This window comes from Marinobacter sp. (assembly GCF_044799475.1).
In the GTDB taxonomy this organism is placed as follows: domain Bacteria; phylum Pseudomonadota; class Gammaproteobacteria; order Pseudomonadales; family Oleiphilaceae; genus Marinobacter.
The window spans coordinates 1,784,742-1,800,766 of record NZ_CP085217.1; the positions used below are offsets into that span (position 1 = coordinate 1,784,742).

The window sequence follows — 16,025 nt, forward strand, 5'->3', positions numbered from 1 at the left end:
CTTGAAGCATCAACATAAAACAGGCAGTGGCTTCTCGCTTATTGAGCTGATGATCGTGGTAGCGATTATCGGGATCATTGCAGCAATAGCCTACCCCAGCTATGTCCAATACGTTGAGAAGGCAAGGCGATCTGATGCTCAGGGGGCCCTGACCGGCCTTGCCAGTGCTATGGAAAGACATTACACATCGAGCAACTCCTATAAAGGGGCCGGTCCAGGAGGAGCTGACACCGGCGCACCGGCTATCTACCCCGATGAATCACCCGTTGATGGGGGCGTCAAGTTTTATGACCTGACCATTCAGGCTGCGACGGATACTTCCTATACGCTTCGCGCAACACCCAAAAATGCTCAGGTGGGTGATGGACAGTTGGAGCTGGATTCGACCGGTGCGAGGCGCTGGGATGGAGCCGATGGCTGGTAAAGAAGCAGCATCGAGTTTTTAAATCCAGCGGAGATCCGGGCTCCCAACCGCAAGGTTGGGAGCCTTTTTGGTTGAATTTTCAACCGAGCGGAATCTTCAGCATTTGATAACCGCCCCCCAAGGCAGCTTGATGCGTCTGTCTCCGTCTTTGTCATGGAGTGCTCGGAACCTTCCGCCCATATTGATGGCCAGATAGCTCATTTTGGCCCTCGGGGCAGTGGCAGACGAGCAGACAACCAGGCTTCCCATGGAACCGTGACTGATGCCCTGAGCGGAAAAACGGAAGTAGCCCCGGCCCGCCGTCCGTGATCTTGTACTGAAGCCAGAGGGAGGGCTTTCAAGCGTCCGCCAGATCATACCAGCGTCCGGTTTCTGGTTACTGTCCCGGTCAGGAAAAACATGGACAGGAAGATCCCAGTCATCCACGCACTCGCCAGCCGGCGAAAGAGGACAGACGGTTACACGGTGGCGGTTGCTGGCGGCCATCCAGCGGGCGTAACTGAATAATCCGTTGTAGGAATTGATCAGTGCCTGATGTCGCTCGGCGTTCGCCCAGGCTCCGACGCCTGGAATGGCAAATGTAGCCAGCAATGCCAGCAGGGCAACGGTTGCCACAAGTTCCACAAGCGACAGACCACGGTTTCGGTCCCTGTTAAACATATTTTCATCCCTGAGTAGCTCTGTTTTCTGATCCGTAATCAGATCTTTTCAGCTCTTCCTGAGCTTCAGTGGGGAATTTTACTGTGGTTTCGACGGATGTCTGTGAGTCATTAACTCCGTCGCATGTAGGTAATTGTTAAGCGGGTATCGTCAGCTCCGGCCCGGATACTCGTCACCTCTCCTGCAAACAGACTGAACAGGCTTTCCCCGGAGAGGTATCACTCCAGCCCCAACTTTTTAAGCTTGTACCGCAACGCCCGAAAGCTTATTCCCAGCCGCTTCGCCGCTGCCGTCTTGTTCCAGCGCGTGGCCTCCAGAGCCTTTTCGATGGCCTGCCGCTCGATGCTTTCAAGATAATTCTCCAGATCGATTTCCCCTTCAGGCAGCTCCGGTGCCATGGGATTTTCGCCCTCCGCCTGAATACCGGAGCACAGAGCTGGCGTGGTGCCCAGGTGCAGGTCAGCGGCATCGATGGTGATGGCGTCGCAGAGGGTAAAGGAGCGCTCGAGGATGTTTTCCAGCTCCCGCACATTGCCGGGAAATTCGTAATGCTTCAGCCGTTCGATTGCGCCGGCGGTCAGATGGGCGGGCTCACAGTCGTATTCTCTGGCGATACGCTCCAGCACATGGTTTGCAAGGAGGGGGATGTCGTCTGGGCGGGCCCGGAGGGGCGGCACGCTCAGCTCAATCACGTTGACCCGGTAAAACAGATCCTGGCGGAAAAGGCCTTCCTGGACCAGCTCGGGAAGGTTCTTGTGGGTCGCGCTCAGCACGCGGATATCCACGGGAAACTCCTTTGATTCTCCGACCGGGCGCACGGCTTTTTCCTGAATCGCCCGGAGCAGCTTGACCTGCATTGCAAGGGGAAGGTCGGCCACCTCGTCGAGAAAAAGTGTGCCGCCATGGGCGGATCTGAAGAGGCCATCCTTGTTGTCGGTGGCGCCGGTGAAGCTTCCTTTTTTGTGTCCGAAGAACTCGCTTTCCATCAGCTCAGAGGGAATGGCGCCGCAGTTGACGGCGACAAAGGGGGCTTCGCTTCTGGGCCCCTGAATGTGGATCATCCTTGCCACCAGTTCCTTGCCGCTGCCGGATTCACCGCTGATAAAGACCGGAGCCTGGCTGCGGGCGAGCTTGCGGACCTGGGTGCGCAGACGGCGTATCTCCGATGACTCCCCCAGCAGCAGGCCTGGCTCGTCCTTCTCCGGGCCGCTGGACGGCCGGTCGGATTCAGAAAGCCTCAGTGCGCTGTTGACCAGATCCCTCAGTGCTGGAAGCTCCACGGGTTTGGACACAAAGTCGAAAGCGCCGGCCTTGAGGGATTCAATAGCCGTGTTCATGTTGCCATAGGCGGTAATCATCGCGACCGGTGTGTTGGGGCAATGCTGCTGGATCCAGTTGACCAGCTCTATGCCATTGCCGTCCGGCAGGTTCATGTCAGTCAGGCAAAGGTGTGGTGGCGCCTCGCTCAGCATGGTTTTCGCTGTGGTGATGTCGGCTGCTGTGCGGGTCTCGATGCCCATCCGGGTCAGGGTGATTTCGAGCAATTCCCGGATGTCAGGTTCGTCATCAACTATTAGCGCGGTATGGGTGGTCATCGGGAAGTTTTCTCGTCCGTACTGTTTCGGGGAAACGGGCTTTTCAGTTGCCCATCCTTCATATGAGTCGGCCCTGGTGGGCAAAGGTGATGCGGAAGCAACAGCCGGGCAGGTTGTCCTGAAGCAGGGCGAGATGGGCCTGATTAGCCTCGCACAGTTCCCGGGCCAGATAAAGTCCGAGCCCTGTGCCACTTTTGTCCGTTGTGAAGAAGGGCTCAAAAACCGAGGTACGGTTCTCCGCGCTGATGCCCGGGCCGTAGTCCCGGATATCAATGTAGGTGCGCTCGCCATCGGCCGTGGCACCCGCCGAAATCTTCAGCAGGGGTTCTCCTGTCTGTGCCTCGCTGTACCGCAGGCCATTGTCGCAGAGATTTACCAGAACCTGCTCCATCTGGCTCCGATCCAGAGGGGCGGGAGGGAGCCTGGCGGGCAGTTCCAGCTGGATCTGCACGGGCCTTGAAGAGGCTGACCTGGCCGTCTGCTGGTAGTCTTCCACAAATTCCTCAAGCCATTGTGCGATGTCCACACGTTCACTGTCGGCCGGCTGTCTCCGCGAGAGGTCCAGCACATTCTCAATGATGCCATTCACACGGCGGGAATGGCGCTGAACAATCTCAAGCATCTTGCGGTCGGCCGCCTCGAGATGTCTGGATTCATTCATCAACTGCGCAGCATGGCTGATGGCCCCCAGGGGATTGCGGATTTCATGGGCGATTCCCGCGGTAAGGCGGCCAAGTGAGGCAAGTTTCATCTGCTGAGCCTGCTGGGTCACCTTGCTCATGTCTTCGATGAAAACCAGGATCTGGTCGCCTTCTTCCTGGTGCAGACGGGTAAAATTTGCCTGCAGAGGCGGAGACGTCGCATTGGCCTGAAAGGGTTCAGCCCGTAGGGCGGGGCTTCTCAACCACTGCTCAAGTCGCGAACGCAATGGTGCGGGAAGGGCAAGCTGGCGGGATGTGTCCTCGTTGCTGTTACCGAAAAGCAGCTCTTCGGCAGCAGCGTTGGCAAGCCGGATGCGGCCGAATCGGTCCGTCACCAGAATGCCAGTGCGCATGCGCTGGATGATCTGCTGATTGATCTGCTCCAGCTCAAGGATGCTCTGTGCCCGGGAGCTGGCAAGTTCTTCGCTTTTGATCATCCGGCGCGTAATGTTCTGCAGCAGGAAGGCGGCGGCAAAATAAAGTATTCCCAGCGACCCGGCCCTCACTATTTCGTCTGCTGTTTCGCCGAAAGCGAGAACCGACCAGGAGGCCACGGCGAGGGAACCCAGAGCGGCCAGGGCAGCGTAGAAAATTCCCACCCGGGTCGGAATCAGGATGTTGCCGGCGGCCACGGCGATAATGATCAGGTTGGCGAGGCCGCTTGTAATGCCGCCACTGAACACCAGAAAACCATGCATGAACACTATGTCCAGCAGTATGGAGAGCGTAATGTGCCGCTGCTGGGGGTGAAAACCGGCCAGCATGACCAGACCGGTGAAGATATTGAGGGCCAGATAACTGATCACCATGGTCTGGTAATAGCCCAGAAGCCGATAGCGGGTGTCGAACCCGTCGATGTCGACAAACAGGAGTACTACCAGGCTGAGGCTGATCACCAGCCGGTACTGATTGTAGATGCGGAAAAGCCTTTCCCGCTGGTCGGGGCGGGCAGGAGCTGGCGCGGGAATACTGCCGGGCGCGCGGGTTTTCGGCATTTTGACGGATCTTCTGGTTGTTTTACCTGGGCCCGACACGGGAGAATGTCCGGGTTAAAGTCCTATAATAGCCTTTTAATGGCAACAAGTTACAGGAGCAACGTATGTCTCAGCGTTCGGGCCAGCCGTCCCAAAACCCTTCTTCCGGAAATTTCCGGGTGGTGATAGCGCAACTTGATTTTCTGGTCGGTGATATTCCAGGCAATGCGCGGGACATAATTGATGCGGTCCGCAGTGCCGAACGGCTCCACGGTGCCGATCTGGTGGTTTTCCCCGAGCTCTGTCTGACGGGTTATCCACCGGAAGACCTGCTGCTGAGGCCCAGTCTGGATCTGCGCGTGCAGGAAGCAATGGATGAACTGCTCGCCGCGGATCTCAATGCAGCCATGGTGATTGGCGTGCCGCTGCGGGAACGGGGGCTGCTATATAACGCTGCGGTCGTCATTGACGGCGGCGAAGTGACCGCCCGCTATTTCAAACAGTTCCCCCCCAATTACCAGGTCTTTGACGAGAAACGGTACTTCGCATCCGGTGACAGCCCCTGTGTTGTTGATATTCGCGGGGTTTCGGTTGGCCTGACGGTGTGTGAAGACATCTGGTCTGATGGCCCTGTGGAATCTGCCGCCGCCGCAGGCGCTCAACTGCTTCTGAATCTGAACGCATCGCCCTACGACATAGACAAACAGGCCCGCCGCAAGGCTCTGCTTGAGCGCAAAGCCCGTGATAATCAGGTGAGTATCGTGTACGCCAACCTGGTGGGGGGGCAGGATGAACTCGTGTTTGATGGCGGCTCACTGGTATATGACCACTCTGGCGCACTGGCGGTGGAAATCCCCCAGTTCAGCGAAGGGCTCTTTCCGGTGGACTTTATCAATGAGCATCATTGCCAGCCGATATCCCAGCCGGCCATCGAGGAACCTTCGCTGGAACACAACATATACAGTGCACTGGTGCTGGGGGTTCGTGATTACGTCAACAAGAATGGTTTCAAGTCGGTGGTGATGGGCCTTTCAGGCGGCATTGATTCGGCGCTCACGCTGGCCATCGCCGTGGATGCGCTGGGTTCTGACCGGGTGCGCGCCGTGATGATGCCGTTCCGGTATACCGCCGACATGAGTCAGGAGGACGCGGATTCTGAAGCCAGAGCGCTAGGCGTCCAGTATGAGGTTTTCTCGATCGAGCCAATGTACGATGCGTTCATGGACACTCTGGCAAAGCCATTTGAAGGCACTGAACCGGACACCACCGAGGAAAATCTCCAGGCCCGGATCCGGGGCGTAATCCTCATGTCGCTTTCCAACAAGTTTGGCGCCATGGTCCTGACAACCGGCAACAAAAGCGAAATGGCGGTGGGATACTCGACCCTTTATGGCGATATGGCAGGGGGCTTTGATGCTCTCAAAGACGTTCCGAAAACTCTCGTCTACCAGCTTGCGCGCTACCGTAACAGCGTGTCTCCGGTGATACCTGATCGTGTCATCACGCGTCCGCCATCGGCGGAGCTGGCCCCTGACCAGCAGGATCAGGACAGCCTGCCGGAATATGACGTTCTGGATCAGATTCTCAATCTTTATGTGGAACGGGACTTCAGCGCGGATGCGATTATCGCAAAAGGCTTTGAGCGGGAGGATGTAGAGCGGGTCACCCAGCTGGTGGATCGCAACGAATACAAGAGGCGTCAGGCGCCCATCGGCATCCGGATCACAGAGCGGGGCTTTGGTAAGGATCGGCGGTATCCGATTACCAATGCCTGGAAGATCGGAAAGTAATGCAGAGATAGTGGGCCGGGCTTTTTTTCGCCGTGGCCCGCTTCCGGTTATTCGTCGCCCATCAGGCCAAAGGTCACAACGCTACCCAGTGAGCGATCTTCCCGTTTGAGCTTGTTCGACTGGAACTCCATGTTGTCGTCGAAAGCTTCGCTGTCCGGATAATTCACTGCCAGCAGCTGGATGGCATCCTCGGCGGCTTTTTTGAGATCGAGGAACTGATAGGTTTCGGCAAGAATGATCAGGGCTTCTTCCGTCGAGGGTGTACTGGGGAAGTTTTCCACCACATACCTGGCCCGGTTGTTGGCTGCTACATAGGCCTCCCGCTTGATGTAATAGCGGGCTGCGTGAAGCTCCAGCGCGGCCAGGCGGTTGCGAATGGCGATCATCCGCTGACGGGCGTCAGGCGCGTATTCGCTGTCCGGATAGCGGTTCAGCAATTCCGAAAAATCACGGAAAGCCCGACGCTGCTCCCCCGGGTCACGCTCCGAAATGTCTATCGGAAAGTAACGGGCTGCAAGACTGATATCCAGGTTGTAGGATGCCAACCCTCGCATGTAAAGCGCGTAGTCGGCGTTTTCGCTCTGGGGATTGAGGCGCAGGAACCTGTCGGCTGCGGACCTGGAACCTTCAAGATCCAGGTTCTGGTAGCGGGCATAGATCAGGTCGAGCTGGGCCTGTTCCGCGTAGCGCCCGAAGGGATAATAGGTTTCAAGATAATCGAGATTCTGCTCCGCCTCGTTGAAGTTGCCGGAGGCCATCGCCGAACGGGCATTTTCGTAGTAGGTCTCTTCTGGCAGGACTTCTTCCTGTTCATTCGATGCGCAGGCGCTGATCATGACAAAAATGCACACCAGGAGTAATCGAAAAACTGATCTCATGCCGGAATCCCGTATAATGAAATAACGATCGAACGGCCGCCATTGTAGCGGGCTTAATGGTCCCTGTGCAGGGGCCATTCCGTTTTCAGCGTTTTTTCTGTCAATCGATCCCGGAGCCGGGCGCGAAAGCAGTCCGGCCGTCCGACACATCCACCACTGCCCTGGGGCCTGAATGTCCTCCGATAACCGTATTACTGCCGAATTCTCGATTCCTCCCGAGCTCAGCGACCGCCGCCTGGATCAGGCCGCAGCTGAACTCCTGCCGGAACACTCACGCTCCCGGCTTCAGACCTGGATCAGAAGCGGGGCCCTGAGAGTGAACGGAAATATTTACAGGCCCCGGGACAAGGTGATGCTGGATGATCGCCTGGACCTGGATGCGGAACCTGAAGCCCAGGTCACCTGGGAGGCAGAGTCGATCACTCTGGATATCGTCTATGAAGATGAACACCTGCTGGTAATCAACAAACCGGCGGGTCTGGTGGTGCACCCTGCGGCCGGTCACGCGGCGGGAACCTTGGTCAACGCCCTCCTGCACCATGCCCCGGAGGTGGAAAACCTGCCCCGCGCCGGCATTGTGCATCGTCTCGACAAGGACACGTCCGGCATCATGGTGGCTGCGCGGAGTCTGGTCGCCCACACGTCCCTGGTGGACCAGTTGCAGACCCGCTCCATGGGCCGGGAATACGAAGCCGTTGTGGTCGGGACAATGACCGGAGGCGCAACCGTGGATGCCCCCATTGGCCGTCACCCGCGGGAGCGCAAGAAAATGGCCGTGGTGCCCTCCGGCAAGCCGGCAGTCACGCATTACCGGGTGCTTGAGCGGTTTGCTGCTCACACCCATATTCACTGCAAGCTTGAGAGTGGACGCACCCATCAGATCCGCGTGCATCTTGCCCATGTCCGCCATCCCCTGGTCGGCGACCAGCTGTATGGTGGCCGGCTGCGTCTTCCAAGAGGCAGCACGGAAGCGCTGCGGGAAGTTCTGGCAGGATTTCACCGCCAGGCCCTTCATGCCCGGAAGCTCACCCTGCAACATCCGGTAACCGGTGAAACCCTGAGCTGGGAGGTCCCACGCCCCGAAGACATGAATGTGCTGGTGGATGCTCTGCGGGCTCATATGCAGGGCCGGGAAAACCATGACCTCTGATCTTTCCCTGATCATCCCCGATTGGCCGGCGCCAGCCTCGGTCAGGAGCATGGCGACGACCCGGCTGGGCGGGGTGAGTAATGCGCCCTGGGATACGCTCAATCTGGGTGATCATGTGGGCGACAGCCCGGTCCACGTGGCGACCAATCGGACTCGCCTGGCGAGGGCCGCGGGGTTGCCTCCGGAGGCCTTCGGCTGGCTCAGTCAGGTCCATGGCGTGGATGTAGCCCGGTTGCCAGAGAAGGGCGTTCCGGTGGCGGACGCCTGCGTGACTGACCAGCGTGGCCATGCCTGCGCCATTCTCACCGCGGACTGCCTCCCTGTCCTTTTCTGCAATGTCGAGGGCACGCGGGTGGGCGCCGCCCATGCTGGCTGGCGGGGCCTCTGTGCCGGCGTCCTTGAGAAGACCATTGCGGAAATGGGGCCCGCCAGGAGTCTGATGGCCTGGCTTGGCCCTGCCATCGGCCCCGCGCATTTTGAGGTGGGCCCCGAGGTCCGCAAGGCATTTCTGGCCCTTGACGAAGAATCAGATGAGGCCTTCACTACTTCGAATGCCCGTCCCGGCCATTTCATGGCGGACCTCTGGCAGTTGGCGACCCAGCGCCTCCGGCGGGCGGGCCTTACCCGGATTCATGGCGGCGGTTTCTGCACGTTTTCAGAGCCGGATCGCTTCTACTCCTACCGACGTGAGGGTCAGACAGGCCGTATGGCCAGCCTGGTCTGGCTGGCTTGACCGGCGTCAAATTTCTGACAGATTGTTTTCCTGCCGGCTTGAAGTCCCCCCGACTGCCCCTACATTAAAGGCATGACCTGGCGCTTCATCCAGAGCTCCATGCCGCTACGGCCGAGCTGGATCAGAGCGCCTGTAACACTGAATCGGGGATGACCGAATTATGAGAATGGATAAGCTTACCAGCCGCCTTCAGACTGCACTCGCTGACGCGCAGTCCCTTGCGGTAGGCAAAGACCACAATTTCATCGAGCCACTGCACCTCATGCAGGCGATGCTGGATCAGAGTGATGGCTCCATCAAACCTCTGCTGAAACAGGTAGGCGTGGAGCCTGGCAGGGTCCGCAGGGCCATTGCCCAGGAAATCGAACTGCTGCCCGAAGTGGCCGGTTCCGCCGGTGATGTGGCCATGTCCAACGACATGGGGCGCCTGTTCAATATAGCTGACAAGCTCGCCCAGAAACGAAATGACCAGTTTATTTCCAGTGAGCTGATGTTGCTGGCGGCACTGGAGGACCGGGGAACCCTCGGTCGCGTCCTGCGGGAACAAGGCCTTGAGCGAAAGGCACTGGAAAACGCCATTGATGAAGTCCGGGGCGGTCAGGCAGTGAACGATCCCGACGCAGAAGAAAACCGCCAGGCCCTCGACAAATACACCATCGATCTCACGGAGCTGGCGCACGCCGGAAAGCTGGACCCGGTGATTGGTCGTGATGACGAAATCCGCCGCACTATTCAGGTGCTTCAGCGCCGCCGCAAAAACAACCCGGTTCTCATCGGCGAGCCCGGAGTGGGCAAGACGGCGATTGTTGAGGGGCTTGCCCAGAGGATCGTCAATGGCGAGGTGCCGGAAGGCCTGAAAAACAAGAAAGTGCTGTCACTGGACATGGGCGCCCTTATCGCTGGGGCCAAGTTCCGGGGAGAGTTCGAGGAGCGGCTCAAAGCCCTGCTTAGCGAATTGTCCAAACAGGAAGGCCAGATCATCCTGTTTATCGACGAGCTTCACACCATGGTAGGGGCCGGCAAGGCTGAAGGGTCCATGGACGCCAGCAACATGTTGAAGCCGGCTCTGGCCCGCGGTGAGCTGCACTGCGTCGGTGCCACTACTCTGGACGAATACCGCGAAAACATCGAGAAAGATGCTGCCCTGGAGCGCCGGTTTCAGAAGGTGCTGGTGTCCGAACCCAGTGAAGAGGACACCATCGCCATACTTCGGGGGCTGAAAGAGCGCTACGAGGTGCATCACGGGGTAGAAGTGACAGACGGCGCCATTATCGCAGCAGCGAAGCTTTCCCAAAGGTACATCACGGATCGTCAGCTACCCGACAAGGCAATTGACCTGATCGATGAGGCTGCCAGCCAGATCCGGATGGAGATGGACTCCAAGCCGGAGGCCCTTGATCGTCTGGAACGTCGTCTTATCCAGCTCAAGATCGAGCGGGAGGCGATGAAAAAGGAAACGGATCCGGCTTCGAAAAAGCGCCTTGATGAACTGAAGGACGTGATTGCCAGTGTGGAGCGTGAATATGCCGACCTGGAAGAAGTCTGGAACACGGAAAAGGCCGCCCTCCACGGCTCCCAGAAGATCAAGAGCCAGCTTGAACAGGCCAGAATCGAACTGGAAAACGCCCGCCGGAGTGGGGATCTTGGCAGGATGTCCGAGCTGCAATACGGTCGCATCCCCGAGCTTGAACGTCAGCTCGACATGGCCAGCCAGGCCGAAATGATGGAGATGAAGCTGCTTCGGAACCGGGTGACCGATGAGGAGATCGCCGAAGTGGTGTCCAAGTGGACAGGAATTCCGGTTTCCAAAATGCTGGAAGGTGAACGCGAAAAGCTGATGCGCATGGAGTCTGAACTCCATCAGCGGGTGATCGGTCAGGACGAGGCTGTGGAGGCTGTGTCCAATGCCGTACGGCGATCCCGGGCAGGAATTTCCGATCCGAGCCGGCCAAACGGCTCGTTTCTGTTCCTTGGCCCAACCGGCGTGGGCAAGACCGAGCTCTGCAAGGCGCTGGCTGCCTTCCTGTTTGACACAGAGGAGGCCATGGTCCGCATCGACATGTCGGAGTTCATGGAGAAACATTCAGTGGCGCGCCTGATCGGCGCACCTCCCGGCTATGTTGGCTATGAGGAGGGCGGCTATCTCACTGAAGCAGTGCGCCGGCGTCCGTATTCGGTCCTTCTTCTTGATGAAGTGGAAAAGGCCCACCCGGATGTCTTCAACATACTGCTGCAGGTTCTGGAGGACGGCCGCCTCACTGACGGCCAGGGACGGACTGTGGACTTCCGCAACACTGTAATTGTCATGACTTCCAACCTTGGATCGGACATCATTCAGCAGAAGGCGGGGGAAGAGAATTACGAAGACATGAAGCAGGCCGTGATGGAAGTTGTCGGAACCCACTTCCGTCCAGAGTTCATCAACCGCGTCGACGAAGTGGTTGTGTTCCACCCGCTTGCTGAAAGCCAGATCCAGGGGATCGCAAGGGTTCAGATCCAGATGCTGGACCGGCGTCTCAGGGAGCAGGATATAGGGCTGGAGCTGGATGGCTCAGCCATGGCACTGCTTGCGGAGGTTGGTTATGACCCGGTATATGGGGCGAGGCCGCTCAAACGCGCCATTCAGCGGATGATAGAGAACCCACTGGCGCAACGGCTTTTGCAGGGAGAGTTCGTGTCTGGCGATACAATCAGGGCGACCGTGGATGATGGTCGCCTGGTCTTCAGAAAGGAGTGAGGTTAACGGAGCGAGGACGCAGCGGTGATTCTGCTGCGTCCCGGTTTCGGGGGGAGCTCTAGCAGTTTTCGTCTACGATTTCCTGGAAGCGTTGCCGCTGTTCCTCGATCTCTTCCGGCGCAAGGTAACGTTGCTCCCCATCTTCCTCAACCCTGATGCGGGCATTGGAATTCAATATGTCCAGGTTTTGCCGCGCATTTTCACAGTTTGCCTGACGCTGCTTCATCTGAGCTTCTTCTCTGGCGCTGGCCTGCTTTTTTTCGCCTTCCGCTTCCTGTCGTTCATTCAATTCTCCCAGTTGCTCCTGTGCCGAACGGGGCGACGTAACCCGGCTTGATGTGCCCGAACGGATCTGCACGGATTCGGCGTCCCTGCCCGTTGGCTGACGATCCCCGAAATGGGTCACGCCCTCATCATCGGTCCATTTATAGACGGACGCACCGGTTGCGAGTGCAGGAAGCAGAGCGATAGCCGCAGCCATCAGAAATATTTTCGCATTCATGAGTCGACTCACACCACATTGCTGGAAACAGGAAGTGCTGCCATGGGCCAGCCAGCCTTCACCCGAGTGAACAGGGGTCTATCCTGCCATGGATAGCGCATTTTTGCTGAAGCTTAGCCTGGAATTGTGGACTAATGAACGTCTGTTTTTGTCACGGCTTGTATCGTTAATCGCCTCGCTGCTATTGACAGAGAGTTTCCGGCTGTCAAAATTACCGACTGCCTGAAAATTGGGGTCAATGCGGCAGGCAATCCCGAGCAACATTCCCCGTGATTACCACACTGAACGCTCCACGCAGCCTGCGTGGAATGGTCGTTGCCAGTGGCAACCCGGTGTTTAGCCATGTCCCGGCACCCTCAGGGACATGGTTTGGCCAGGAGACAACCTCTCGTCTTATGGTGTGGCGGAACATCCGGTCCGGCTTTCAAAAGGAGCCTGTAGCGGATATCCAGGCAACCGGGATGAACCCGGCACATTCACTTGCAATAGAGGGTAGAACAACGTGGAGCTATTGTCTGGCGCCGACATGCTGATCCGGTCCCTTCAGGACGAAGGCATCGAATACATTTACGGCTATCCGGGGGGAGCAGCGCTGCATATCTATGATGCGCTCTTCAGACAGGACAAGGTCAAGCACATTCTGGTGCGGCACGAACAGGCGGCTGTGCACATGGCGGACGGCTATGCCCGCGCCAGTGGCAAGCCCGGCACCGTGCTGGTGACCTCTGGCCCGGGAGCAACCAACACCATCACCGGCATTGCAACGGCTTTTATGGATTCCATTCCAATGGTCGTACTCTGTGGCCAGGTCGCGTCCACCCTGATTGGCGAAGATGCTTTTCAGGAGACCGACATGATCGGCGTTTCCCGGCCTGTGGTTAAACACAACATGAGCGTCCGACATCCGGAGGAAATTCCGGCAATTATCCGTCGCGCCTATTATATTGCATCGACCGGCCGTCCTGGGCCGGTGGTCGTGGATATCCCCAAGGACATGACCACCCCCAATGAGCGTTATGAATACGTCTTCCCCCAGAAGGTAAAGCTGCGCTCCTACAGCCCGGCCATCCGTGGTCACGCCGGCCAGATCAAGAAAGCCGTCGACATGATGCTGGCGTCCCGGCGGCCCATCATCTATGCCGGTGGCGGTGTGGTTCTGGGCAAGGCGTCAAAGCAGTTGACCGAACTGGCGCACGCTCTCGGCTTTCCGGTTACCAACACGCTGATGGGTATCGGAAGTTTTCCGGCGACCGACAAACAGAGCCTTGGGTGGCTCGGCATGCATGGCACCTATGAGTCCAACATGGCCATGCACCACTCGGACCTGATCCTGGCGGTTGGCGCCCGGTTTGACGACCGCGTGACGAATGCGACTGAGAAATTCTGTCCGGGAGCCCGGATTGTCCACATCGATATTGACCCTGCCTCCATTTCGAAGACAGTTGATGCCGACGTGCCAATTGTCGGGCCGGTTGATGCCGTCTTGAAAGAAATGCTGGCACTGGTGGCCGAAAGCCAGGAAAAGCCCGATGCAGATGCCCTTGATGCCTGGTGGAAGCAGATCGAAGAATGGCGAGCATTCCATGGTATGCGTTATGAAACCAGTGACACGCACATCAAGCCGCAGGAAGTCATTGAGGCCATCTGGCGCATAACCAATGGCGATGCCTATGTGACATCAGATGTGGGGCAGCACCAGATGTTCGCTGCTCAGTACTACAAGTTTGACAAGCCCAACCGCTGGATCAATTCCGGTGGCCTGGGCACCATGGGCTTCGGCCTGCCCGCTGCCATGGGTGTCAAGCTGAGCTACCCGGACAGCGACGTGGTCTGTGTCACCGGCGAAGGCAGCATCCAGATGAATATTCAGGAGCTGTCGACCTGCAGCCAGTACAACCTGCCGGTCAAAATCGTCAATCTGAATAACCAGGCGCTCGGCATGGTCAAACAGTGGCAGGACATGAATTACGAGTCTCGTCACTCGCAGTCCTACATGGGCTCGTTGCCGGATTTCGTCAAACTGGCCGAGGCCTATGGTCACGTTGGCATCCGCATCGACAGGAAGGAAGATCTTGAGCCCAAGCTCAGGGAGGCCTTCGCCATGAAAGACAGGCTGGTGTTCCTCGATATCTACGTTGATCCGCACGAACACGTCTACCCCATGCAGGTGGCCCGCGGTTCCATGAAAGATATGTGGCTCAGCAAAACGGAGAGGGTCTGATCATCATGCGTCGCATCATATCTGTATTGCTGGAAAACGAACCGGGTGCGCTGTCACGTGTGGTCGGCCTTTTCTCCCAGCGCAATTACAACATTGAAACCCTGACGGTGGCGCCGACGGAAGATGAGACCCTGTCCCGTCTTACCGTAACCACCACAGGCTCTGACAAGGTCATCGAGCAGATCACCAAACAGCTCAACAAGCTGATTGAAGTGGTCAAGCTGGTGGATCTGACGGAGGGCTCCCATATCGAGCGGGAGCTGATGCTGGTCAAGCTGAAAGCGACTGGTTCCCAGCGTGCGGAAATCAAGCGCACTGTGGATATTTTCCGGGGCCAGATTGTGGATGTCACCAGTACGATCTACACCGTTCAGCTGGCGGGTGACAGCGACAAGCTTGATGCGTTTATCCAGGCGGTCGGAGCCTCTGGCGTGCTTGAGGTCGTGCGCTCAGGGGTGTCCGGTATTGCCAGGGGCGAGAAGGTTTTGAGTCTCTGACTCCGCAGAATTGAATCACCAATACTCATGACCCAAGTGGTCAGATAACAAAGACAGGGGTTTGTCATGAAGGTTTATTACGATAAAGATTGTGATCTCTCGATCATCCAGGGCAGGAAAGTGGCCATCGTGGGGTACGGTTCCCAGGGGCATGCCCATGCCAACAACCTGAAAGAGTCAGGTGTTGATGTCGTGGTTGCCCTGCGCGAAGGTTCATCCTCCGCTGCAAAGGCAGAGGCTGCCGGCCTGACCGTCAAGAGTGTGGCCGACGCTTCCCGGGAAGCTGATATCGTCATGCTGTTGGCGCCGGATGAGAACCAGAAGGCCATTTACGAAAAAGACATTGAGCCCAATCTCAAGCAGGGTGGTGTTCTCGCGTTTGCCCACGGTTTTAATGTTCATTACAACCAGATTGTGGCCCGCGAAGATCTGGACGTAATCATGATCGCGCCCAAGGCCCCCGGCCACACAGTGCGCACTGAGTTCACCCGTGGTGGTGGCATTCCGGACCTGATTGCCATCCATCAGGACGCCTCAGGTAACGCCAAGAATATCTCGCTGTCCTACGCCAGCGCCATCGGTGGCGGCCGTACCGGCATCATCGAAACCACCTTCAAGGACGAGACCGAGACTGACCTGTTCGGCGAGCAGGCTGTTCTCTGTGGCGGCACTGTAGAACTGGTGAAGGCCGCTTTCGAAACTCTGACCGAGGCCGGTTACGAGCCGGAAATGGCCTACTTCGAGTGTCTGCACGAGCTCAAGCTGATCGTCGACCTGATGTACGAAGGCGGCATTGCCAACATGAACTATTCCATCTCCAACAATGCGGAGTATGGGGAGTATGTTACCGGGCCGGAAATTATCAACCAGCAGTCCCGTGATGCCATGAGAAATGCACTGAAGCGGATCCAGACTGGCGAATACGCCAAGATGTTCATTCAGGAAGGTGGCACCAACTACCCGTCCATGACGGCACGCCGTCGCCAGAATGCAGAGCATCCAATTGAGATCGTTGGCGAAAAGCTGCGTTCCATGATGCCCTGGATTTCTGCCAACAAGATCGTGGATAAAGCAAAGAACTGATTGCTGAAAGAGTGAAAAGCGCGGCCCAAGGGCCGCGCTTTTCGTTACTGCACATAGCCGGATCAGGATCGGCTATACTT

The 16,025-nt window shown here is 57.7% G+C and carries 13 protein-coding genes; 8 read left to right on the forward strand and 5 right to left on the reverse strand.

Translation table 11 applies throughout. From position 1 onward, the window contains the following. Position 1: 1 nt before the first annotated feature. On the forward strand, positions 2–424 hold the full coding sequence (locus LG327_RS08360; RefSeq protein ID WP_404368388.1) for a type IV pilin protein: 423 nt from the start codon (positions 2–4) through the stop codon (positions 422–424). Positions 425–520: 96 nt separating this feature from the next. Here LG327_RS08360 and LG327_RS08365 read toward each other — a convergent pair whose 3' ends face one another. From LG327_RS08365 to LG327_RS08375, 3 genes are all read right to left on the reverse strand, one after another. Beyond that, positions 521–1,084 (reverse strand): GspH/FimT family protein, encoded by a 564-nt coding sequence (locus tag LG327_RS08365; protein ID WP_404368390.1) that lies wholly within the window; start codon positions 1,082–1,084, stop codon positions 521–523. A 218-nt stretch (positions 1,085–1,302) separates the two neighbouring features. Further along, on the reverse strand, positions 1,303–2,679 hold the full coding sequence (locus tag LG327_RS08370) for a sigma-54-dependent transcriptional regulator (protein WP_404368392.1): 1,377 nt from the start codon (positions 2,677–2,679) through the stop codon (positions 1,303–1,305). Between the two features lie 58 nt (positions 2,680–2,737). Then, entirely contained in the window at positions 2,738–4,375 is a 1,638-nt protein-coding gene (locus tag LG327_RS08375) for a sensor histidine kinase (RefSeq protein ID WP_404368394.1), read from the reverse strand. A 104-nt stretch (positions 4,376–4,479) separates the two neighbouring features. Here LG327_RS08375 and LG327_RS08380 point away from each other — a divergent pair, with 104 nt between their 5' ends. Then, the gene (locus LG327_RS08380) at positions 4,480–6,144 is read left to right on the forward strand and encodes an NAD+ synthase (protein ID WP_404368396.1); all 1,665 of its coding nucleotides are present in this window, start codon (positions 4,480–4,482) and stop codon (positions 6,142–6,144) included. Between the two features lie 47 nt (positions 6,145–6,191). Here the strand turns inward: LG327_RS08380 and LG327_RS08385 are convergent, their stop codons facing one another. Next, positions 6,192–7,022 carry an outer membrane protein assembly factor BamD gene (locus LG327_RS08385; protein WP_404368399.1) on the reverse strand — a complete coding sequence of 277 codons (831 nt, stop codon included), beginning with the start codon at positions 7,020–7,022 and terminating at the stop codon, positions 6,192–6,194. 172 nt (positions 7,023–7,194) lie between these two features. On the opposite strand from LG327_RS08385, the gene rluD reads away from it, so the two are divergent. The 3 genes from rluD (at position 7,195) to clpB (ending at position 11,642) form a co-directional block, all read left to right on the forward strand. After that, positions 7,195–8,172 (forward strand): 23S rRNA pseudouridine(1911/1915/1917) synthase RluD, encoded by a 978-nt coding sequence (rluD, locus tag LG327_RS08390; RefSeq protein WP_404368401.1) that lies wholly within the window; start codon positions 7,195–7,197, stop codon positions 8,170–8,172. Next, positions 8,162–8,905 carry a peptidoglycan editing factor PgeF gene (gene pgeF / locus LG327_RS08395; protein ID WP_404368404.1) on the forward strand — a complete coding sequence of 248 codons (744 nt, stop codon included), beginning with the start codon at positions 8,162–8,164 and terminating at the stop codon, positions 8,903–8,905. Before rluD ends, pgeF begins: the two co-directional genes overlap by 11 nt. A 160-nt stretch (positions 8,906–9,065) precedes the next feature. Beyond that, a complete protein-coding gene (gene clpB / locus LG327_RS08400; protein ID WP_404368406.1) occupies positions 9,066–11,642 on the forward strand; it encodes an ATP-dependent chaperone ClpB in 2,577 nt (858 codons plus the stop codon). A gap of 58 nt (positions 11,643–11,700) precedes the next feature. On the opposite strand, the gene LG327_RS08405 is transcribed toward clpB, so the two are convergent. Then, positions 11,701–12,144 (reverse strand): DUF4124 domain-containing protein, encoded by a 444-nt coding sequence (locus LG327_RS08405; protein ID WP_404368409.1) that lies wholly within the window; start codon positions 12,142–12,144, stop codon positions 11,701–11,703. Positions 12,145–12,646: 502 nt separating this feature from the next. Between LG327_RS08405 and LG327_RS08410 the strand changes: the two genes are divergently transcribed. The 3 genes from LG327_RS08410 (at position 12,647) to ilvC (ending at position 15,945) form a co-directional block, all read left to right on the forward strand. Beyond that, complete coding sequence (locus LG327_RS08410; RefSeq protein ID WP_404368412.1) at positions 12,647–14,365, forward strand: acetolactate synthase 3 large subunit; 1,719 nt, start codon at positions 12,647–12,649, stop codon at positions 14,363–14,365. Positions 14,366–14,370: 5 nt separating this feature from the next. Then, entirely contained in the window at positions 14,371–14,862 is a 492-nt protein-coding gene (ilvN, locus tag LG327_RS08415) for an acetolactate synthase small subunit (protein WP_318998161.1), read from the forward strand. A 66-nt stretch (positions 14,863–14,928) separates the two neighbouring features. After that, the gene (gene ilvC / locus LG327_RS08420; RefSeq protein WP_404368414.1) at positions 14,929–15,945 is read left to right on the forward strand and encodes a ketol-acid reductoisomerase; all 1,017 of its coding nucleotides are present in this window, start codon (positions 14,929–14,931) and stop codon (positions 15,943–15,945) included. Positions 15,946–16,025: the final 80 nt, after the last annotated feature.

What these genes read in the sequence shown, in the direction of transcription:
- LG327_RS08405 (WP_404368409.1), bottom strand. Translation starts at nt 12,144, where the DNA reads ATGAATGCGAAAATATTTCTGATGGCTGCGGCTATCGCTCTGCTTCCT.
- LG327_RS08375 (WP_404368394.1), bottom strand. Translation starts at nt 4,375, where the DNA reads ATGCCGAAAACCCGCGCGCCCGGCAGTATTCCCGCGCCAGCTCCTGCC.
- LG327_RS08365 (WP_404368390.1), bottom strand. Translation starts at nt 1,084, where the DNA reads ATGTTTAACAGGGACCGAAACCGTGGTCTGTCGCTTGTGGAACTTGTG.
- LG327_RS08370 (WP_404368392.1), bottom strand. Translation starts at nt 2,679, where the DNA reads ATGACCACCCATACCGCGCTAATAGTTGATGACGAACCTGACATCCGG.
- pgeF (WP_404368404.1), top strand. Translation starts at nt 8,162, where the DNA reads ATGACCTCTGATCTTTCCCTGATCATCCCCGATTGGCCGGCGCCAGCC.
- ilvC (WP_404368414.1), top strand. Translation starts at nt 14,929, where the DNA reads ATGAAGGTTTATTACGATAAAGATTGTGATCTCTCGATCATCCAGGGC.
- ilvN (WP_318998161.1), top strand. Translation starts at nt 14,371, where the DNA reads ATGCGTCGCATCATATCTGTATTGCTGGAAAACGAACCGGGTGCGCTG.
- LG327_RS08385 (WP_404368399.1), bottom strand. Translation starts at nt 7,022, where the DNA reads ATGAGATCAGTTTTTCGATTACTCCTGGTGTGCATTTTTGTCATGATC.
- clpB (WP_404368406.1), top strand. Translation starts at nt 9,066, where the DNA reads ATGAGAATGGATAAGCTTACCAGCCGCCTTCAGACTGCACTCGCTGAC.
- LG327_RS08380 (WP_404368396.1), top strand. Translation starts at nt 4,480, where the DNA reads ATGTCTCAGCGTTCGGGCCAGCCGTCCCAAAACCCTTCTTCCGGAAAT.
- rluD (WP_404368401.1), top strand. Translation starts at nt 7,195, where the DNA reads ATGTCCTCCGATAACCGTATTACTGCCGAATTCTCGATTCCTCCCGAG.